16 protein-coding genes are annotated in these 16,337 nt (G+C 35.1%); 2 read left to right on the plus strand and 14 right to left on the minus strand.

The window, feature by feature from the left end:
• Nucleotides 1-10: 10 nt before the first annotated feature.
• From HWV59_RS14805 to HWV59_RS14835, 8 genes are all read right to left on the minus strand, one after another.
• Nucleotides 11-706, minus strand: a complete 696-nt coding sequence (locus HWV59_RS14805; RefSeq protein WP_175639316.1) for a GntR family transcriptional regulator — start codon at nt 704-706, stop codon at nt 11-13.
• 446 nt (nt 707-1,152) lie between these two features.
• Nucleotides 1,153-1,878 carry a GntR family transcriptional regulator gene (locus HWV59_RS14810; protein ID WP_175639317.1) on the minus strand — a complete coding sequence of 242 codons (726 nt, stop codon included), beginning with the start codon at nt 1,876-1,878 and terminating at the stop codon, nt 1,153-1,155.
• Between the two features lie 59 nt (nt 1,879-1,937).
• Nucleotides 1,938-2,762, minus strand: coding sequence for a PfkB family carbohydrate kinase (locus HWV59_RS14815; RefSeq protein WP_175639318.1), 825 nt, complete (start codon nt 2,760-2,762; stop codon nt 1,938-1,940).
• A gap of 6 nt (nt 2,763-2,768) precedes the next feature.
• Nucleotides 2,769-3,659: a carbohydrate ABC transporter permease gene (locus HWV59_RS14820; protein ID WP_102231576.1), complete on the minus strand. Its 891-nt coding sequence runs from the start codon at nt 3,657-3,659 to the stop codon at nt 2,769-2,771.
• 5 nt (nt 3,660-3,664) lie between these two features.
• Entirely contained in the window at nt 3,665-4,549 is an 885-nt protein-coding gene (locus HWV59_RS14825; RefSeq protein ID WP_175639319.1) for a carbohydrate ABC transporter permease, read from the minus strand.
• A 73-nt stretch (nt 4,550-4,622) separates the two neighbouring features.
• Nucleotides 4,623-5,474, minus strand: a complete 852-nt coding sequence (locus tag HWV59_RS14830) for an ABC transporter substrate-binding protein (RefSeq protein ID WP_235991747.1) — start codon at nt 5,472-5,474, stop codon at nt 4,623-4,625.
• On the minus strand, nt 5,413-5,910 hold the full coding sequence (locus HWV59_RS27075) for an ABC transporter substrate-binding protein (protein WP_235991748.1): 498 nt from the start codon (nt 5,908-5,910) through the stop codon (nt 5,413-5,415). The genes HWV59_RS14830 and HWV59_RS27075 overlap by 62 nt, the downstream gene beginning before the upstream one ends.
• A 36-nt stretch (nt 5,911-5,946) precedes the next feature.
• Nucleotides 5,947-6,921 carry an SIS domain-containing protein gene (locus HWV59_RS14835; RefSeq protein WP_175639320.1) on the minus strand — a complete coding sequence of 325 codons (975 nt, stop codon included), beginning with the start codon at nt 6,919-6,921 and terminating at the stop codon, nt 5,947-5,949.
• Nucleotides 6,922-7,602: 681 nt separating this feature from the next.
• Between HWV59_RS14835 and HWV59_RS14840 the strand changes: the two genes are divergently transcribed.
• Nucleotides 7,603-8,361: a CPBP family intramembrane glutamic endopeptidase gene (locus HWV59_RS14840; RefSeq protein WP_175639321.1), complete on the plus strand. Its 759-nt coding sequence runs from the start codon at nt 7,603-7,605 to the stop codon at nt 8,359-8,361.
• 188 nt (nt 8,362-8,549) lie between these two features.
• Here HWV59_RS14840 and HWV59_RS14845 read toward each other — a convergent pair whose 3' ends face one another.
• The 6 genes from HWV59_RS14845 to HWV59_RS14870 form a co-directional block, all read right to left on the minus strand.
• Nucleotides 8,550-9,509, minus strand: a complete 960-nt coding sequence (locus HWV59_RS14845) for a phytanoyl-CoA dioxygenase family protein (protein WP_175639322.1) — start codon at nt 9,507-9,509, stop codon at nt 8,550-8,552.
• 154 nt (nt 9,510-9,663) lie between these two features.
• Nucleotides 9,664-10,422 carry an SDR family NAD(P)-dependent oxidoreductase gene (locus tag HWV59_RS14850; RefSeq protein WP_175639323.1) on the minus strand — a complete coding sequence of 253 codons (759 nt, stop codon included), beginning with the start codon at nt 10,420-10,422 and terminating at the stop codon, nt 9,664-9,666.
• A 192-nt stretch (nt 10,423-10,614) separates the two neighbouring features.
• Complete coding sequence (gucD, locus tag HWV59_RS14855) at nt 10,615-12,087, minus strand: alpha-ketoglutaric semialdehyde dehydrogenase GucD (RefSeq protein ID WP_175639324.1); 1,473 nt, start codon at nt 12,085-12,087, stop codon at nt 10,615-10,617.
• Nucleotides 12,088-12,151: 64 nt separating this feature from the next.
• Nucleotides 12,152-13,048, minus strand: a complete 897-nt coding sequence (locus HWV59_RS14860; RefSeq protein ID WP_175639325.1) for a fumarylacetoacetate hydrolase family protein — start codon at nt 13,046-13,048, stop codon at nt 12,152-12,154.
• Nucleotides 13,049-13,121: 73 nt separating this feature from the next.
• Complete coding sequence (locus HWV59_RS14865; RefSeq protein WP_175639326.1) at nt 13,122-13,889, minus strand: IclR family transcriptional regulator; 768 nt, start codon at nt 13,887-13,889, stop codon at nt 13,122-13,124.
• A 475-nt stretch (nt 13,890-14,364) separates the two neighbouring features.
• Nucleotides 14,365-14,526 carry a hypothetical protein gene (locus tag HWV59_RS14870; protein WP_175639327.1) on the minus strand — a complete coding sequence of 54 codons (162 nt, stop codon included), beginning with the start codon at nt 14,524-14,526 and terminating at the stop codon, nt 14,365-14,367.
• A gap of 376 nt (nt 14,527-14,902) precedes the next feature.
• On the opposite strand from HWV59_RS14870, the gene HWV59_RS14875 reads away from it, so the two are divergent.
• Complete coding sequence (locus HWV59_RS14875) at nt 14,903-16,174, plus strand: erythromycin esterase family protein (protein ID WP_175639328.1); 1,272 nt, start codon at nt 14,903-14,905, stop codon at nt 16,172-16,174.
• The last annotated feature ends 163 nt before the right edge of the window (nt 16,175-16,337 follow it).

A 16,337-nucleotide genomic window follows, 5' to 3' on the forward strand; every position in this document is an offset into this window, starting at 1 on the left:
CAGACATAATTTATTTATCTTTAAGTACGATTTTCGACCCTTCATCCGGTGTTGAAAGAACTTCAATTAAATGTTCTACATCCAGTTCAAGATGTTTAATCATTTCCTCTGCGGCTAATTTTTCATCTCTCTTTTTCATAAAGTTAAAAATATGACGATGCTGATCTAGTATGGTTTCGGCTCTACTTTCACCTTTAAAATTTAATATGCGGAAGTAGGTAATTAATCCTCTTAAATCAGCTACTTGCTTTTGAAGGCGTGTATTCCGGGTAAAGTTCATAATTAGGTTATGGAATTGTTCATTGAGTGAAATGATTGTGTTCGGCTCTTCATTAGCTTGAATAGCTTGTTCTGTTTTTTCTAACAAATCTTCAATTTCCCGGAGTTCCTCGTCGCTCGCTATTTGGGTGGTCAAGCTCACCGCAAAGGACTCCAAAGCCTTCCGACAAAAATAAATATCCCTTACTTCCTTTAATGTCGGCTCATACACAACCACCTTTAACTTTTCTACAACTAATAGACCCTCTTTTTCTAAAATCCGAATCGCCTCTCGAATCGGACTCTTACTTACATTAAACTCTTTTGCTAATTGCGTTTCATTAATCCGTTCTCCAGGCTGAAACTTCCCCTCATAAATCATCTTTTTAATCATATGGTAAAACTGCTCGTAATACGGCTGTGACTTTTCTATAGAAACATCACTCATTCTATCACCTCAACCTATCGGCTTTTATCTATTCTTCTTTTTAAAAATTATGTATCTCTTCATAATTTTAAATGGGACAAGGGGACAGGTCAACTGTACCGCCATTTATTGGAAACAGTAAATTTAACAAGACAAAATGTATTTTCAATTAACGAACGGCAATTTACTTGGATTAAAAATTCCCCACTTATCGAAGCGGGGAATTACTTTTGGCTACTATAAACTAACTTTTAATCAATATTTCGTCAACGACTTATTCTCGCTCAATCCCTTGTTTCCAACTGCGATCAATTCCCTTTACCAGCTTGATGCGTTACTACAGCATCATTACTACATATTCATCATTTAATTTTGTCCCAATGTTATCAACATGATAATCACCGGCAAAATCCTTATCAATTCCTAACTAAGCAGCCGTTGCAATGTACGTTAATTTACATCTTCCGCTAATAATCCGTTTCCAGCCGTAACTTTACCCTATCTGCAATTAAATAGTAGTTTGAATAATGGACAGGGATTGATTCTTCATTATAAATAATTTTGTCTACTAAAATGATAGGTGTCATTCTATTGACCTCAAGATGCTTTTGTACCACTTCTGTTGGATGGACAAATTCAAGATCCTTACAAACTTTTTTGAAATTTATTCCATACTCGTCATTAATAATCTTAAACGTTGAACTTTCTGATGTTATTTTATTTTCAATTGAGGGATAAAGTGCTGTTGGAAAGTAGGCATAATCCAAACTTAGGATTTGGTTATTTCGATAGACTTTTCTAACCAGCTCAATATACTCGTCAAATTTATTGTCAAACTTATGATTAATATGGGGTGTACCCTTTATTTTCTCTATTGAAATAATATCTTTTGTAATAAAATCACTCTTAGTCGTCAAGCCTTCGGTGTAACCCTGAAAATGTAAAAGGTGAATCTCTTTACGAAACGTATTCACAAATGTACCTTTTCCACGAATAATTTGAAGAACACCTTCGTCTACTAATTCTTTAATGGCACGACGAATGGATATTCTGCTGGCTTGAAAAATTTCGCATAATTCAGCTTCAGTAGGAATTTGATCACCTTGATTTAGCTGATTCGATTCAATATATTGTTTAATTCCGGTCATAATTTCTTCATATAAATAATTTTGAATTTGATCGCGGTTACTCATCATGTTCGCTCCTATATTTTTAGCGTTACCAATAATTATACATTAACATTGTATACTCGTTAAACTTTTTGTATTTGTTTAGGGTAACCGAATCCACCGTATTCTTGGCAGGTTTTTTCTGCGGACCTCGTTCCTTTTTCAATCGCAGCTTCTATGTCATCACCACTCATATAAGAAGTTAAAAATCCTGCGATTAAGCTATCACCTGCACCCATTGTATCAACCACCTCAATTTTCTTTATCTTCTGCTCATAAATCGCTCCATTTTTGATAAAAATCGCCGGCCTTGCTCCTCTCGTCAACCCAATGATTTCAAACTGAAAATTATTCAAATCTCTAATGAAACGTTCGAGACCTTCATCAGAAAGCTCGGCAGCTGAGAAAAAAGCATACGAAATATACGGAGCAATTGATTCAATATAAGGCAGTTCTTTCCTATTCGAAAAGTCATACGATACTTTCACCACTTGTGACAATTTTGGCAGTTCACTTTCCATGGAGGAATAGCAGCTCACATGGCTTAAATCAAAGGTTTTTATATAATCCAGTTCTTCTTGTATGAGCTGAATTTTAAATTTATGCTGAACGGTATTTTTAGGTCCGCCAACAAATACACGGTCATTGTCTTCTGTTAATGTAACTTGCGGCTGCCCAGTAATACCAATCACGTCGCGGGAAAAACGATAATCGATCCCTTCTTGACTAAGTACATACTTAATATGATTAGCAGGCTCATCATTCCCAAATATCCCAATATACGAAACAACACTTGCCCCGTTACGTTTGGCATTTACTGCAACATTGACACAATTACCCCCAGGATAATACTTATCTTGATCCAAATAGCAGTCAACTACGTTATCACCAATTGTTATTAATTTCATAAGATATCATCCTTTCACAGATCCTTCTGCAAGACCTCTAACCAAATATTTTTGTAAGAAAATAAGTAGAACAATCATTGGCACTGTTGCAATCACCATTCCTGATAGCAATACTCCCCAGTCTGTGCGAAGAGCATCACGAAAGACCATTAATCCTGATGGAATCGTTTTTAATTCACTGGAATTAATGAATACGGTCGCGAATAAGAATTCATTCCAGGCAAAATAGGCGGTTAAAATAACAGATGTAACGACGATAGGTAATGATATTGGCAAATAAATGCGCCAATAAATCCCGAATTCATTACAACCATCCATCAATGCTGATTCTGATAACTCTTTAGGCACTGTTAAAAAGAATGCCCGAATCAATATAATCGTTAAAGGTAACCGATAGGCAACATAGGTCATAATGAGTGCCCAATGGGTATCTAATAAGTTTGTTATTGTTAAAATTTCAAATAAAGGGATTAATGCAACTTGCGGATTCATCATTAACCCGCCAATAATAATTAGAAGTGACGCGTCAATCCATCGATTTTTATACCTGGATAATACGAACGCAGCCATAGATCCTATTATAACAGTTAAGATAATCGTTAAAGCGGTTACATAAACACTGTTGATAAAATAGTTCGAAATCCCTTTCGACCAAGCCAGGGTATAGTTTTCAAACTTCCATTCCGTTGGTAAAGCCCATACATTACTGTAGATTTCCTGATAACTTTTAAAGGATGAGATGAACATCCAAAATAGTGGATAGAGAATGAGAACGGCAAAGCACAGCAAACCGAGCAATACAATATTTTGGGTGATTCGTGTCTGAACTGGGATTTTCATTTTATTTGTAGGAATGGTACTAGGGAAAGTTGCCTTTTTCACATTCGTTTTTAACATGTCTTTCAATCCTCCTTCCCTGTTTTCGAAATTTTGATTTGAATAAGTGCAAAGATAGCAGATAATAAGAAGATAAGAGATGCTAATGTTGATGCATAGCCCATGTCGTCTTTAATGAAGCCTGTTTGATACATGTGAACCGCTAATGTCATGGAACTATTTCCCGGGCCGCCGTTTGTGAGAATATAAGGCTCATTAAATACTAAAATAGATCCAGTCACTGTAACTAGTAAGTTAACAAACATAGCTTCTTTCACTTGCGGTACCGTTACACTAAAGAATCTTCGTATTTTTCCAGCACCATCGATCTCTGCAGCTTCATATAGCTCCTTTGGAATTTTCTGAATCGCAACGATAAACAACATTGTAATGAGACCAATACTTTGCCATTGAGACATTGCGATAACACTATATATGGCAGTTGTTGAATTACCTAACCAAGGCTTTGCTAACTGATCTAATCCAATGAGCTCTAAGAAACTATTTAGTAACCCAATTTGCGGATTATAGACAAATCCAAATAATAAGGCAATAACTGAAATTGAAATCATGACCGGCATAAAATAAATAACTCGTAAAGCCGGAGCGATGCGTCTAATCAATTTATCCTCTAAAATAGCAGCCAGTACTAAAGCAAAGAACACTTGCAGTAATACGGAAATGATCGCATACTTGACATTGTTCTTTAATGCAATGATGGCTACCTCATCAACAAGTAATTCCTTCAGTTTGCTCAAACCAACAAACTCTTTCGATTGAGAAAATACACTAAATTCAAAAAAACTATTATAGAAGTTTTGTATAAGTGGTATGTAAATAAATAGTCCTAAAAATAATATGGTTGGTAACATGAATAAGATTGGTGTTATTTTCACCTTTTTAACCTTCATTTCAAACCCCCCGCCCTTATTTTGAAGAATTGCCCTAACCTATTACGATCTTAGGTAGGGCAATTCGTTTCTTTTATTGGTTACGTAATTTAGCAGCTGCTTCCTGTACTTTTGCCATAATTTCTTCTGGTGTCGTTTGACCGGTTGCTAATTCTTGACCACCCCGCATGAAAATATCAGCAATTGAGATATCAACCGCATTATCAAACCAAGGGGTCGAATCTGATGCATCCAGAATAAGTTGATAGGCTTCCAGACTTGTTGGGTTGGAGGTTTCTTCTGTTACACCGCCTTTAACAGCATTCATCTGACCATCTGCTTTCGTAAATGCTTTAGCCGTTTCCTCTGAAGTCAGGAACTTTAAAAACTCTGCGGCTTCAGGCGGAGCATTTTTACTTAACATCCATCCTTCTGGTGCACCAGTAAGTGATTTAGGTCTTCCTTCTCCACCTTCAACTGCCGGGAAATTAAAGAACCCAAACTCCACATCGCCAGCATCTTCTACATATCCAACCTCTGCAAATTGCATATATAGTACTGGAACTTCACCCGCCGCAAACATGTTTCGAGCTGCTTCATGATCAATAGCCGTTGAAACATCACCCATGTACTTCGTTAACTCTTTAAAGAGCTCTAGACTGCGTATATACCCAGGGTCTGTATATTCACCCGTCTCGATGCTATAGTCTTTAAGAAGTACATCATTGTCTATGACTCTATCAAAAATAGTTCCCAAATAATGAGAGATGGCCCAACCGTTTGTCAACCCCTCTACTAACGGTGTTTCATAGCCGGCTTCCCTCAGTTGATCTAATGCATTGATAAGTTCATCATATGACTCTGGTACAGCTATATTATGTTCTTCAAATATCTGTTTGTTTGTTATAAAAGAATGCTTTACCATCAACAGTAAATGGTATTCCATACGTAACCTCATCAAACGTAAACCCAGCATATTGAGACTCAATAATATTACCAGACCATTCTGTATCCTCCGCCATGATATCGTTTAGCTCCATAATACGTCCTGAACTTACTAAATCTGCGGCAAACGTGTCTGACCATGAGGTGAAAACATCAGGAAGATCATCATTTGAAACCAATACTTTAATTTTTTCTTTATATGAATCATTTAAAACAGCGTCAACATTAATTTTCACATTAGGATGCTGCTTTTCAAATTCTGCAATTTTTTCATCATAAAATGATTTTCTTGGTTCATTCGGCCATCTATGAAAGAAATCAATCACTACTTGATCACCATCAGATGCTTTGCCGTTGCTTTCATTGGAGGAAGAACATGCTGCTAAAAACATAGAGCTAGTTAAAATAATAACTAAAAAGAATACTAACTTTTTCATTACATTATTCCCTCCTCGTAACCAATTTTTATCCTATTAATATTCCATTTTCCACATATATCTTCTTACTGATAGCGGGTGTCCAGTATGTTCAGCTAAACCGTCAGCGTATAAGCGTAATACAGGACCTGCTAGAGCTGTACCAAAATACTCTTTAAGATCTTCGTCCACACCGCTATAATCGAACTCTTTCACATTCACAACCTCAACTTTTTCGCTATATTTCGTGACAAAATCAAGAGCACGTTGATCAAGAGGTGTACTTGGCCCCTCACCAACTACTATTAAAAATGGTACATCATAATCAGTTACTTCAAATGGTCCATGAAAATATTCTCCTGAATGAATCGCATTTGAGTGGATCCAAAGCATTTCCATTAACAAGCAACTTGTGAATGAATAAGCATGGTGGATGTATGCCCCGCTTGCCATTGTGTAAATAACTTTGTCACGCTTATATTTCTTTCCAAATGCATCAGCTGTATCCTTATGCTTAGCTTGGTTACTTTCAATTAACTGACTTAGCTTTGAGAGTTGTTCCACACCACGGAGATACTTCTCTTCTCCGGTTAATTGATTAAGTAATTTAAAGAGTAATGTGTAGTATATTCCTATTTCCCCATCAATTGCGTCGGAGCCATCTTTGTAATTGTAATGTATTGTATATTCTGATTCCTGACATAGAGGAGATTCAACCTCCATTGAAATGGCAACAGTTAATGCACCTTGTTCTCTAGCATATGTAGCAGCTCCAACTGTTTCTGGCGTTGTTCCGGAATGTGACCTTAATATAACAAGGCTGTTTTCACCTAATGCTTTTGGTGCGCGATGAATAAATTCATTTGACGTATAGACAAAGCTCGGCAAGTCAGTATCCTTCGTAATAAAATAATCCCCTATTGAAAGCGCTGCCATTGAACCGCCGCATGCAACAAAGAAAATGTTTTTAATATCCTTTCCTTTTACTGCCTCGATAACGTTTTCAATTTGTTCCACATGTTCTTTTTTCATAAATATACCTCTCCCCTTTACGTTTTACATTAGATAGATAGTGATTTTTTCGTCATCTCTATCTATCTAAGTTTTATGATGTCATGTAACATCATATCTAAGGTAATAGTACATCATATGATGTCATAGGTCAACGGTTTAGTGGAAATTTTCTGATATTTATTTTCAAATGGTTAGAGTTAAGTTGAAAAAGTCTATTTTCATCGACTGAGGAAGATTTCTGTTTTTAAAATGGGATCTATTAAATATCCTTTCTCCTAGTAAAGGATGGATTGATCGTTTTATATACTCAAGAGGGTATGAAGCCGTAACTATTAATAGTCTTCTAAAGTCTTGTTATTACATGTTGTCCTTATATATCAAGCGTTCAAACTTCTATAAAATCTACTTTTCGTTTTCCAAAAAGTTAGAATACTGAAATGATTTTCAAAATAAATTTACAAAACAATTGAACATGAGGAGCTAATGATAAAGAAGTTATTGTCTGTGTTCGAATGTGTATGCTTAGTCTTGGGCTAATACAGTGCGATCTTCCAATTTTCAAAAAGCTTTACTGGATATTTATGTTAAAATTTAAAAGGAAGTTGATGGAATTATATTGAATGTAACTAATACAGTTTATTGAGAAATAGTACTTAGGAAGGTGGTTTTGTCATTTACTTGGGAAAGGAGGAATTTTTTGTGTTTCTGTTTGTTGCGGTATTGTTTTTTTTAGGCATTGCGTCTATTTCCTATCAACAAGCCGTTTTTACTGCTTTTATATGTATTGCCTTCATTATTTTGTTATTTACCGATAAAGAAAGACAATTCATTATATCGCTGCTGTTATCGTTTTTAATTGGCTTTATCATATTTACGGTTTCCAATAATTTCGTTGAACCGTTAACCATTTCAAAGGAAGTAAAGATCCTTCTTAATCGTTTTTTTCTCGTTTTTATAATTATAGGAATGGTTTTTATCCATCTCCTTTTTCATAAGAAGGTTAGTTTGTATAATGAAAAACCTGATTGGAAAAATCCGATCGTCTTACCGTTCCATAAAATTAATACTTTTAGGTTTTGGTTGATTGGAATAATTGTTAATGGCATGATCTATTTGTTTTTTATTGTTCAAAAAGATGTAGAGTATATCCAATCTCTACTATTGTTTTGTTTGTTTTTTTCAATGATTAATGCCGTTTTTGAGGAAGTTATTTGGAGAGGAATCATGCTTTCGTCTCTTATGGAGTTTAGTACCACAAGGTATTCTGTCATCGTAACAAGTGTTGGTTTTGGACTTCTCCATCTAGCAATTGGTTTTTCTATTTTTCTCAGTTTGTTAATTTCAGTCGCAGGAGTAATTTATGCGTTAATCACACTCAAAACAAACAGTCTCTATCCGAGTATTGCTTTTCATATCGTCGTTAATATAGGAATGGTATATAGCGGGTTTATACTATAAAGAATGGTAAGTAGAGGATTTATTTATGGATCAAAATGATAAAGGAACATTTAAATTACCTCAATTTTTTCTCTATTCCAGGAGGTGACATAGCTGGTACAGTTGAAGTTGTTGGTAAATATAAATATTAGGAATTAATCCAAAAAAAAGAGGGGCTGCTAAATACTTGCAGCTCCACTATTATTTTTTTAAATCGCAGCTTCTTTATGTATAACCGATTTAATACTCCACTCCAATGGTGAATAGTTCCCATCTGGACGGTTTAAGTTTATTCTCTCAGTTAGTGGTGTGGTCCGATTACACATGAAACGAGGAACGCCTGAGTGATTCTGTGATGCAGCATGATATAAAAATGGATGACATAAAATAACATCTCCAGGGTTTCCGGTGGTTTCAACAACCTGAAGCTTGATCCCATCTTCATCAACATACGGACTTTCCATAAATTTCTTTATCCGATACTGTTCAACACTCTCATGTTTTAGCTCATTTTGTTCAAAACTAGTACCTGTATTATCCTTTTTATTAGAGGCAGTTAATTCCGAAAACCACGGGTGCTGCTCATTCAAAGTACGAATGCCGTCACCTAGCTCAATTCCGTCTGGTTGGTTGGAAAGAAATTTTGCTACCACTTTATGTGAGCCTTCTGCTACAAGCGTTCCCCCGCCTTGTTTTCCTATTTCAGAAAATAAATTTAAGCAAAGCAGGCCTTGTTCTGGGCTGTCAATATAATGGCGAAAATGAATACCATCCCAATGCCATCCTGTATTCGCTACATTCCATGGTTGGTCAGCACCTTGAGAAAAATTAACTGGCCACCATCCATAGCCAACCTTCTTTTCACTCTCACCATATACTGTCCTGTTCGCCCATCGGCCCTCCCCGACAAGATCTTCAATTGCATCTGCTAATCTTTTTGTATTACATTTCTGGAATTCTTCATGTTCATAGTTTTCATGTAAATGGACCATTTCTTCCGTCCAAGTTGATCGATCATTCTTTAGTACTCCTCGTTTCTCAACATTTTCCCATACAATTTTTTGAGCTTCTAACGCCACCTCTTTTGGAAAAGCTTGTTCAACCTTTACCCAACCTAATTCAATGAATTGATTGACTTGTTCCTGATTTAGCACCTTATATTTCGTCATTCATATCCTTATCTTTAAGTATGGATAGACTAAAGTAATAAAAGCTCAAGGGTGTGTTATCTTTCGTCTCTAAATCTCGTCTATTTCCAACTTATTACTATATTTTAAAAATAACATCCGTCATTGACTGACTTTATCATAATCATCAAACTAACTAGCTCATTAACTGTCCGCCATTAACCTCTATTATTTCTCCCGTTATATAATTAGCATATTTTGATGCTAAAAATAATATAGAACCTACAGTCTCTTCAGGGGTACCTTCTCTTCCCATTGGAATCTGTTCCACCGCATTTGCCCTTTGTTCTAATGTAGAATACTTGTCATGGAATGGAGTTGTAATGACTCCAGGGGCAACTGCATTAACCAAAATATTATATTCAATTAAATCCTTGGCTAAACCTTTTGTTAATGTGCTTACTCCACCTTTTGATGCTGCATATGCAATACTACCTGCTCCGCCTCCATTTTTTGCCGCGATCGAAGTAAGATTAATAATTCTGCCTTTTCCTTGCTTTTTCATAAGAGGAAGCACTGCTTTCGTTACGAGATAGACAGATTTTAAATTCACATCGATAATTTGATCCCATAACTCTTCTTCTAAATCTTCTAATCTAGATCTTTTAATTAATGCACCCGCATTATTTACTAATATATCAATTTTCCCAAATTCTTGATCTATTTGTTGAACCATTGATTCCACGTTTTCTTTGTTTGAAACATCTCCGTGTACTAAAAAAGCTCGATTGCCTTTAGATTGAATTTCTTCTACTAAAGATTGTGCTTGCTCAATGTTACTGTTTGCATGAACAATAACATCTGCTCCATTTTCAGAAAATTCTAAAGCTGCAGATCTTCCGATACCTGTACTGCTTCCAGTAATCCATACAACTTGACCTTTAAATGAATCCATCGTAACACCTCTTTTATCTTTTAGTTAAAAGTTGGTAACCAAAGAGAACTACTTGGAACAAATTTTATGAACTGTATACTACTATTGATAACATAAATAAACAGGTAGTGAACATGATCGTACCATGTGGTGGTGTCAATGTTCCTATGCTAATTCAGTAAGTTAAGGAGTCATTTAATTAAAAGATAACGTTTAAGAACCCTTTACAAAAACAGTCTTAATTGACGTATAGAATTCTTTTGCAGCTTCACCTTGTTCACGAGAACCAGTACTTGAAGCCTTCATTCCTCCAAATGGAGCTTGCAGTTCAACACCAGCACTTTCAGCATTTACACGAACAAGACCTGCCTCCATATCATCAATAAAACGTAAGAAGGAACTAATATTACTTGTGAAGATTGATGCACTTAATCCGTATTTTGAATCATTTGCAACATCAATTGCTTTTTCTAATGAATCTACTTTCAATAATGCTAATACAGGTCCAAAAATTTCTTCTTGTGCAATGCTCATGTCAGAGTTTACATTTTCAAAGACGGCTGGACGAACAAAGAAACCATTTTGATATTCTGCATCAGTTAGCACTTCACCACCATAAATAAGTGAGGCACCTTCTTGCTTACCTTTTTCAATATAGCTGCATACCGTGTTGAATTGGCCCTCACTTGCACAAGGTCCCATCCAAATACCATCTTTCAATCCATCACCGATTGTAATTTCATCTATTTTATTAAGCAGTAATTCTTTAAATTGATGATAAATATCTGCCTCAACAATCACACGACTTGTTGCCGTACATTTTTGTCCAGTAGATTTTAAGCCGCCGCTTAATACAGCATCAACAGCTAATTGTAGATCAGCATCTTTTGCTACGATTACTGGATTTTTACCACCCATTTCAAGTTGGTATTTAATCCCTCTATCTGTTGCTGATTTCGCAACGTTTTTACCAACACCTTCTGAACCAGTAAACGTAATGCCATTAAGTAATGGATGATCGATAAGTCCTTGACCAATAACGGACCCAGAACCTGTAATGAAATTAAGAACCCCTTGTGGAAATCCGGCTTTCGCAAAGCATTCAACAACTTTAGCAGCAGTCACTGCAGCCTCGGTAGCTGGTTTAAACACAACGGTATTTCCATACACTAATGCTGGTGCAATTTTCCAAATAGGAATAGCTACTGGGAAGTTCCATGGTGTAATAACACCGACAACACCTAGAGGAGTTCTTCTCGTAAACATAAGTGCTTCAGGATCTGTTGATGGAATTGTATCCCCCTCTGAACGCATTCCTTCTCCAGCATAATAACGGAGAATAGCCACTCCTCTTGCTGTTTCACCTTTTGCTTCTGGTAATGTTTTACCCATTTCACGTGTCATCGTTACTGCGATATCCTCAAGGTTTTCTTCTAGAATATCCGCTACTTTATAAAGCAATTGCCCACGTGCAACTTGACCTAACTTACGCCATCCTTTTTTGGCATTGTGTGCTGCATTTACAGCTTCATCTAAATCAGACTTTGATGATTTTTGTACAAGACCTACAACCTCTTCTTTATTTGCTGGATTATAGCTCGCAATCACATCTTGATCAGATGAATGTTTCCATTCATTATTAATAAAATTTAAAAATGTTTGTGCTGCTGTTTTAGTTTGACTCACAAAAATCCACTCCCTATTAAAAAATTAACTTATTAAAATCCCAGGTTGATAAATAAAATCACCCTTAGTTAGCAACAGATTCTTTTTTCACTAGTTGTTTTACTGGATTTCTAAGAGTGCCAACTCCTGAAATTTCAATTTCAATTGTATCTCCGTCATTTAATGTGAATTCATTTGGAGGAACAACACAAGTTCCAGTTAACAGTACTGTGCCATCAAAGATGTCGTTATCAAGTATTAAGTATGAAACTAATTCATCAAGCTTTCTTTTTAATTGATTTACACCGGCATTTCCTTCAAACACCTTCTCATTTTGACGGAAAATACGGCAAGTAATCGTTAATGCATATGGATCCTCTACAGCATCAGCAAGTAAGATTGCAGGACCAATTGAACATGAATTTTTCCACATTTTTGCCTGTGGAAGATAAAGAGGATTCTCACCTTCAATATCACGGCAACTCATATCGTTCCCAGCTATATAGCCTAAAACTTTTCCACCTTTATTAAGAACTAATCCTAATTCTGGTTCAGGAATTTGCCAATTAGAATCTGAGCGAAGATAAACTTCCTGTCCCGGACCAACTGTTCGTGCAGCTGTTGATTTAAAGAAAATTTCCGGACGCTCAGCATCATAAACTTTATCATAAAACGTTGTAGCATCCAGTTTTCCTTCCGTTGCTTCATAATTTCTAGCATCACGACTTTTTTCGTATGTAACTCCAGATGCCCATACTTCTGGTGCATCTATTGGTGTTGTAAGGATCATATTTTCATATTTTTCAAGTGGTTCATTTACAATAAACTCTTGGGCTAATGCTAATACTGTCTTTCCTTGTTTCTCTGCGTCGTTAACAAACGTCATAAAATCAGAGTATGGTAAGTCAAAAACAAAACCCTCCCTATCAACTGCTGCTAATTGAAGTTTGGCTTCATTCTTCTTATAACGTATTATTCTCATTAAAAACCCTCCTGTTTTATATTATAAAACTCTGTTCTGTTATATAGATAAAAATAGGCTAAGCCTATTCTAATCAAATCCTCTTATATCCATAACCTATTGATACGGATATTTGCTCACCTGTTTCTTTTAATAATGTTTTATACTCATCTATTATTTCATCTTTAGCCTTAGCAGAAGACAAAGACATACTGATAGCAGCTATGACCTTATCTGTATGATCCATAATTGGTACTGCTATACAAAAGATCCCAGGTTCATTTTCTTCATTGTCAATAGCAAACCCTTTAGTTCTAACGATTTGAAGTTCATTTAAAAACTCTTCTTTATCTGTTATTGTCTTATCAGTTCTTTGCTTAAATTGATAGTTAGACAGGATATCCTCAATTTCACGATCATTTTTAAAAGCTACTAAAGCTTTTCCAACAGCACTTGTGTGTATTGGGACACGACGCCCAATTTTCGAATAAAACACGGTAACTCCATGACCTTCTACTTTATCAATATAAACGCCTTCCTGGCCATCTAATATAACTAAATGAACAGTATTCTTTGTTTGATATGATAATAATTCTAAATATTTTCTTGCATTTGTACGAAGGTCCATATTTTCAATAACATAATTACCACGTTCAAACAATTTAAGGCCTAAGGAATACTTTCCATTCTCTTCATTTTGCTTAATGTAACTATGAGCCTGTAATGTTTTCAATAATGAATGAATTGTACTTTTATGGAGATTCATTCGTTTACTTATCTCTGTAATGCTTAATTCGTATTCACGATCATCAAAAAGTTCTAAAATTCGTAAAGCTCGTTCTACTGATTGGATAATTGGCACATTTCTCATTCCTTTTTGGTAACTAAGCGATTTAAAATAATTATATATTACATTTGTTTTCCTAGATATTAAAACATATTCGTTATTATAGTGTAATTACACCTTTTAAGAAAGACCAATTGATACAATGTGTATAGTTTTAAAACAAGCTTTATAACGCTTTCATTTCTTTACATAATAAACGTTTTATAATGTAAAACTAAATTTTATATTATAGCAACTTTATGGTAATCATATAGTACTATGATTATTTTTTCAATACTAAATTTTAAATTTTCTTAATTCGACATTTTTTATTGAAAACCTTTGATCTTCACTTCCCCTTACACCATGGCTTTCCAATGTATTTAGCATAAACTAAAAAAGACTGTATGGTGCATCAACACCAAACAGCCAGCTACAGCTATTTCCTTCAAGCGGATCAGAAAAATGGAGTAAATTACTCACCTTAACGTTGTCCTAAGCTCAAAGGCTATTATTTAACTAGAATCTTATAAGGAAAATAAGGATATTTAACAAGAGTTTCTTTATCATAATCAGGTTTAATAATATATGTATCTGACGTATGCACTGCAGGAGAAAAATTTGTACTTCCTGAACCATCATAATAAGTTGGTTTTACTTCCTCTTTGCTCATGTCCATTTGCTCCTTTTATGATATTTTCCTTTTAGTTATAGAACGATGAGAAAACATAATAATGACACTACTACATAAACTCATGTCTGTAGTTCTATTATATCATCAATATATAAGTCTTATATCCCGTTTTTCACAAAAATATTTTTAAAAATGTGATTATATTCACATCATTATAACTTAAAGAATTAAAACGAGCTTAGTTGATACTCTATACACATCCTTGTTAATTTTTCACCTACTTATTTAACTAGTTGTCTCCGCCAAATTTAACTATTCATAACTCAGATTTAAACTTAATTTAAATTTCGTCATGTATCATTTAATTATTGAGAAATTGTTTGTATTAGACAAAATAGAAAGTTGAGGGAAATAAATGTCTTTTTTAAAAAGCTGTACACTTTTCATAGCGGTCATTGCTTTTACTGCTTTATTTTCGGGTTGTGGGAAAGGTGAACCGATAGAAAATGCGGATCAATATATTTCAACAGTGGATTTAATGGATATTCCAGATGATGTAGAAGTTATTGGGTTAGGAGAAGCAACACATGGTAACATTGAATTTCAAGAATTAAAAAAACAGGTCTTTGAAACATTAATAAAAAAGGAAAATGTACGCGTCTTTATCTTGGAAGGTGATTTCGGAGGCGGGCAGCAGATCAACAACTATATCGTAAATGGAGAAGGCACCGCAGAAGCAGTTGTAAACTCCCTTGATTATAGCATTTATAAAACCAAACAAATGATGGATCTTGTTCAATGGATGCATGATTATAACGAGTCGGTAAAAGAGGATGAAAAAATTCGTTTTTATGGTAATGATATGCAGCGCTATGATTTCAGTAAAAAGGAACTATTTGCTTATTATGCTGGTGTAAATAAGGAGGTTGCAAATAAATATGCAGAACAGTTGAACCATGTTTCCAACGAAACAATGCGGGAATTAACAACTGAAAAATTGGAAAAGGTAGATGATACGGTCGATGACATCATTGGAGATTTACAATCAAACAAAGCGGAGTATTTGGAAAAATCGTCTCCTGAAGACTTCGCGTTTGCCACAGCATATGCACAAAATATGAAGCAGCGTGCACAATTGTTTTTAAATGAAGAAAACTACACACATCTACGCGATCAATATTTAGCTGAAAATTTACAATGGATTATTGAATATGAAAAAAAACGCGGAAATGATAAAGTATTCTTCACCGGACATAATGGTCATGTCGAAAAAACATCTGCCTCGGCTGCTGGCTATAAATCGATGGGTAATTATTTGGATGAGATATATGGAACGAAGTATTTTGCAATAGGTACTGATTTTATAAACAGCGAATTTCAGGCGAAGAGCGATGATTCCGGCAGCCGCAAAGTTTTTACAGTAGAGAATCATAATGAACTAGTTGATGCATTTAGCGGTGTTGAGGAAAATATCTTTTATGTTGATTTTGAAATGAGCCGTGAATCTGCTGAATTGGAGACTATTCTTTCAAGTGAACAAAAAATGGCAAATATAGGCGACGACTTTCGTTCATGGTATAAGCTATTAAAGATGTTTTATACGATTGAAATGGTGCCGGATCAGGCTTACGACAGTATTATCATTGTGAAGAATGCTACACCAACGAAAATGTTCGAGTTAAACTAGAAAGAGAGAAAACCTTAAGAATTTTTAACATGTACCCCTATGAAATCAACAGACTTTCCAATACAGACATCTTTGGAAATAATATATAGTAGGAATTTGCATAAACTAAAAGAGACTGTTCGGTGCTGGAACACTAAACAGCCATACAATAGCTATTCCCTTC

The organism is Metabacillus schmidteae, assembly GCF_903166545.1.
In the GTDB taxonomy this organism is placed as follows: Bacteria; Bacillota; Bacilli; order Bacillales; family Bacillaceae; genus Metabacillus; species Metabacillus schmidteae.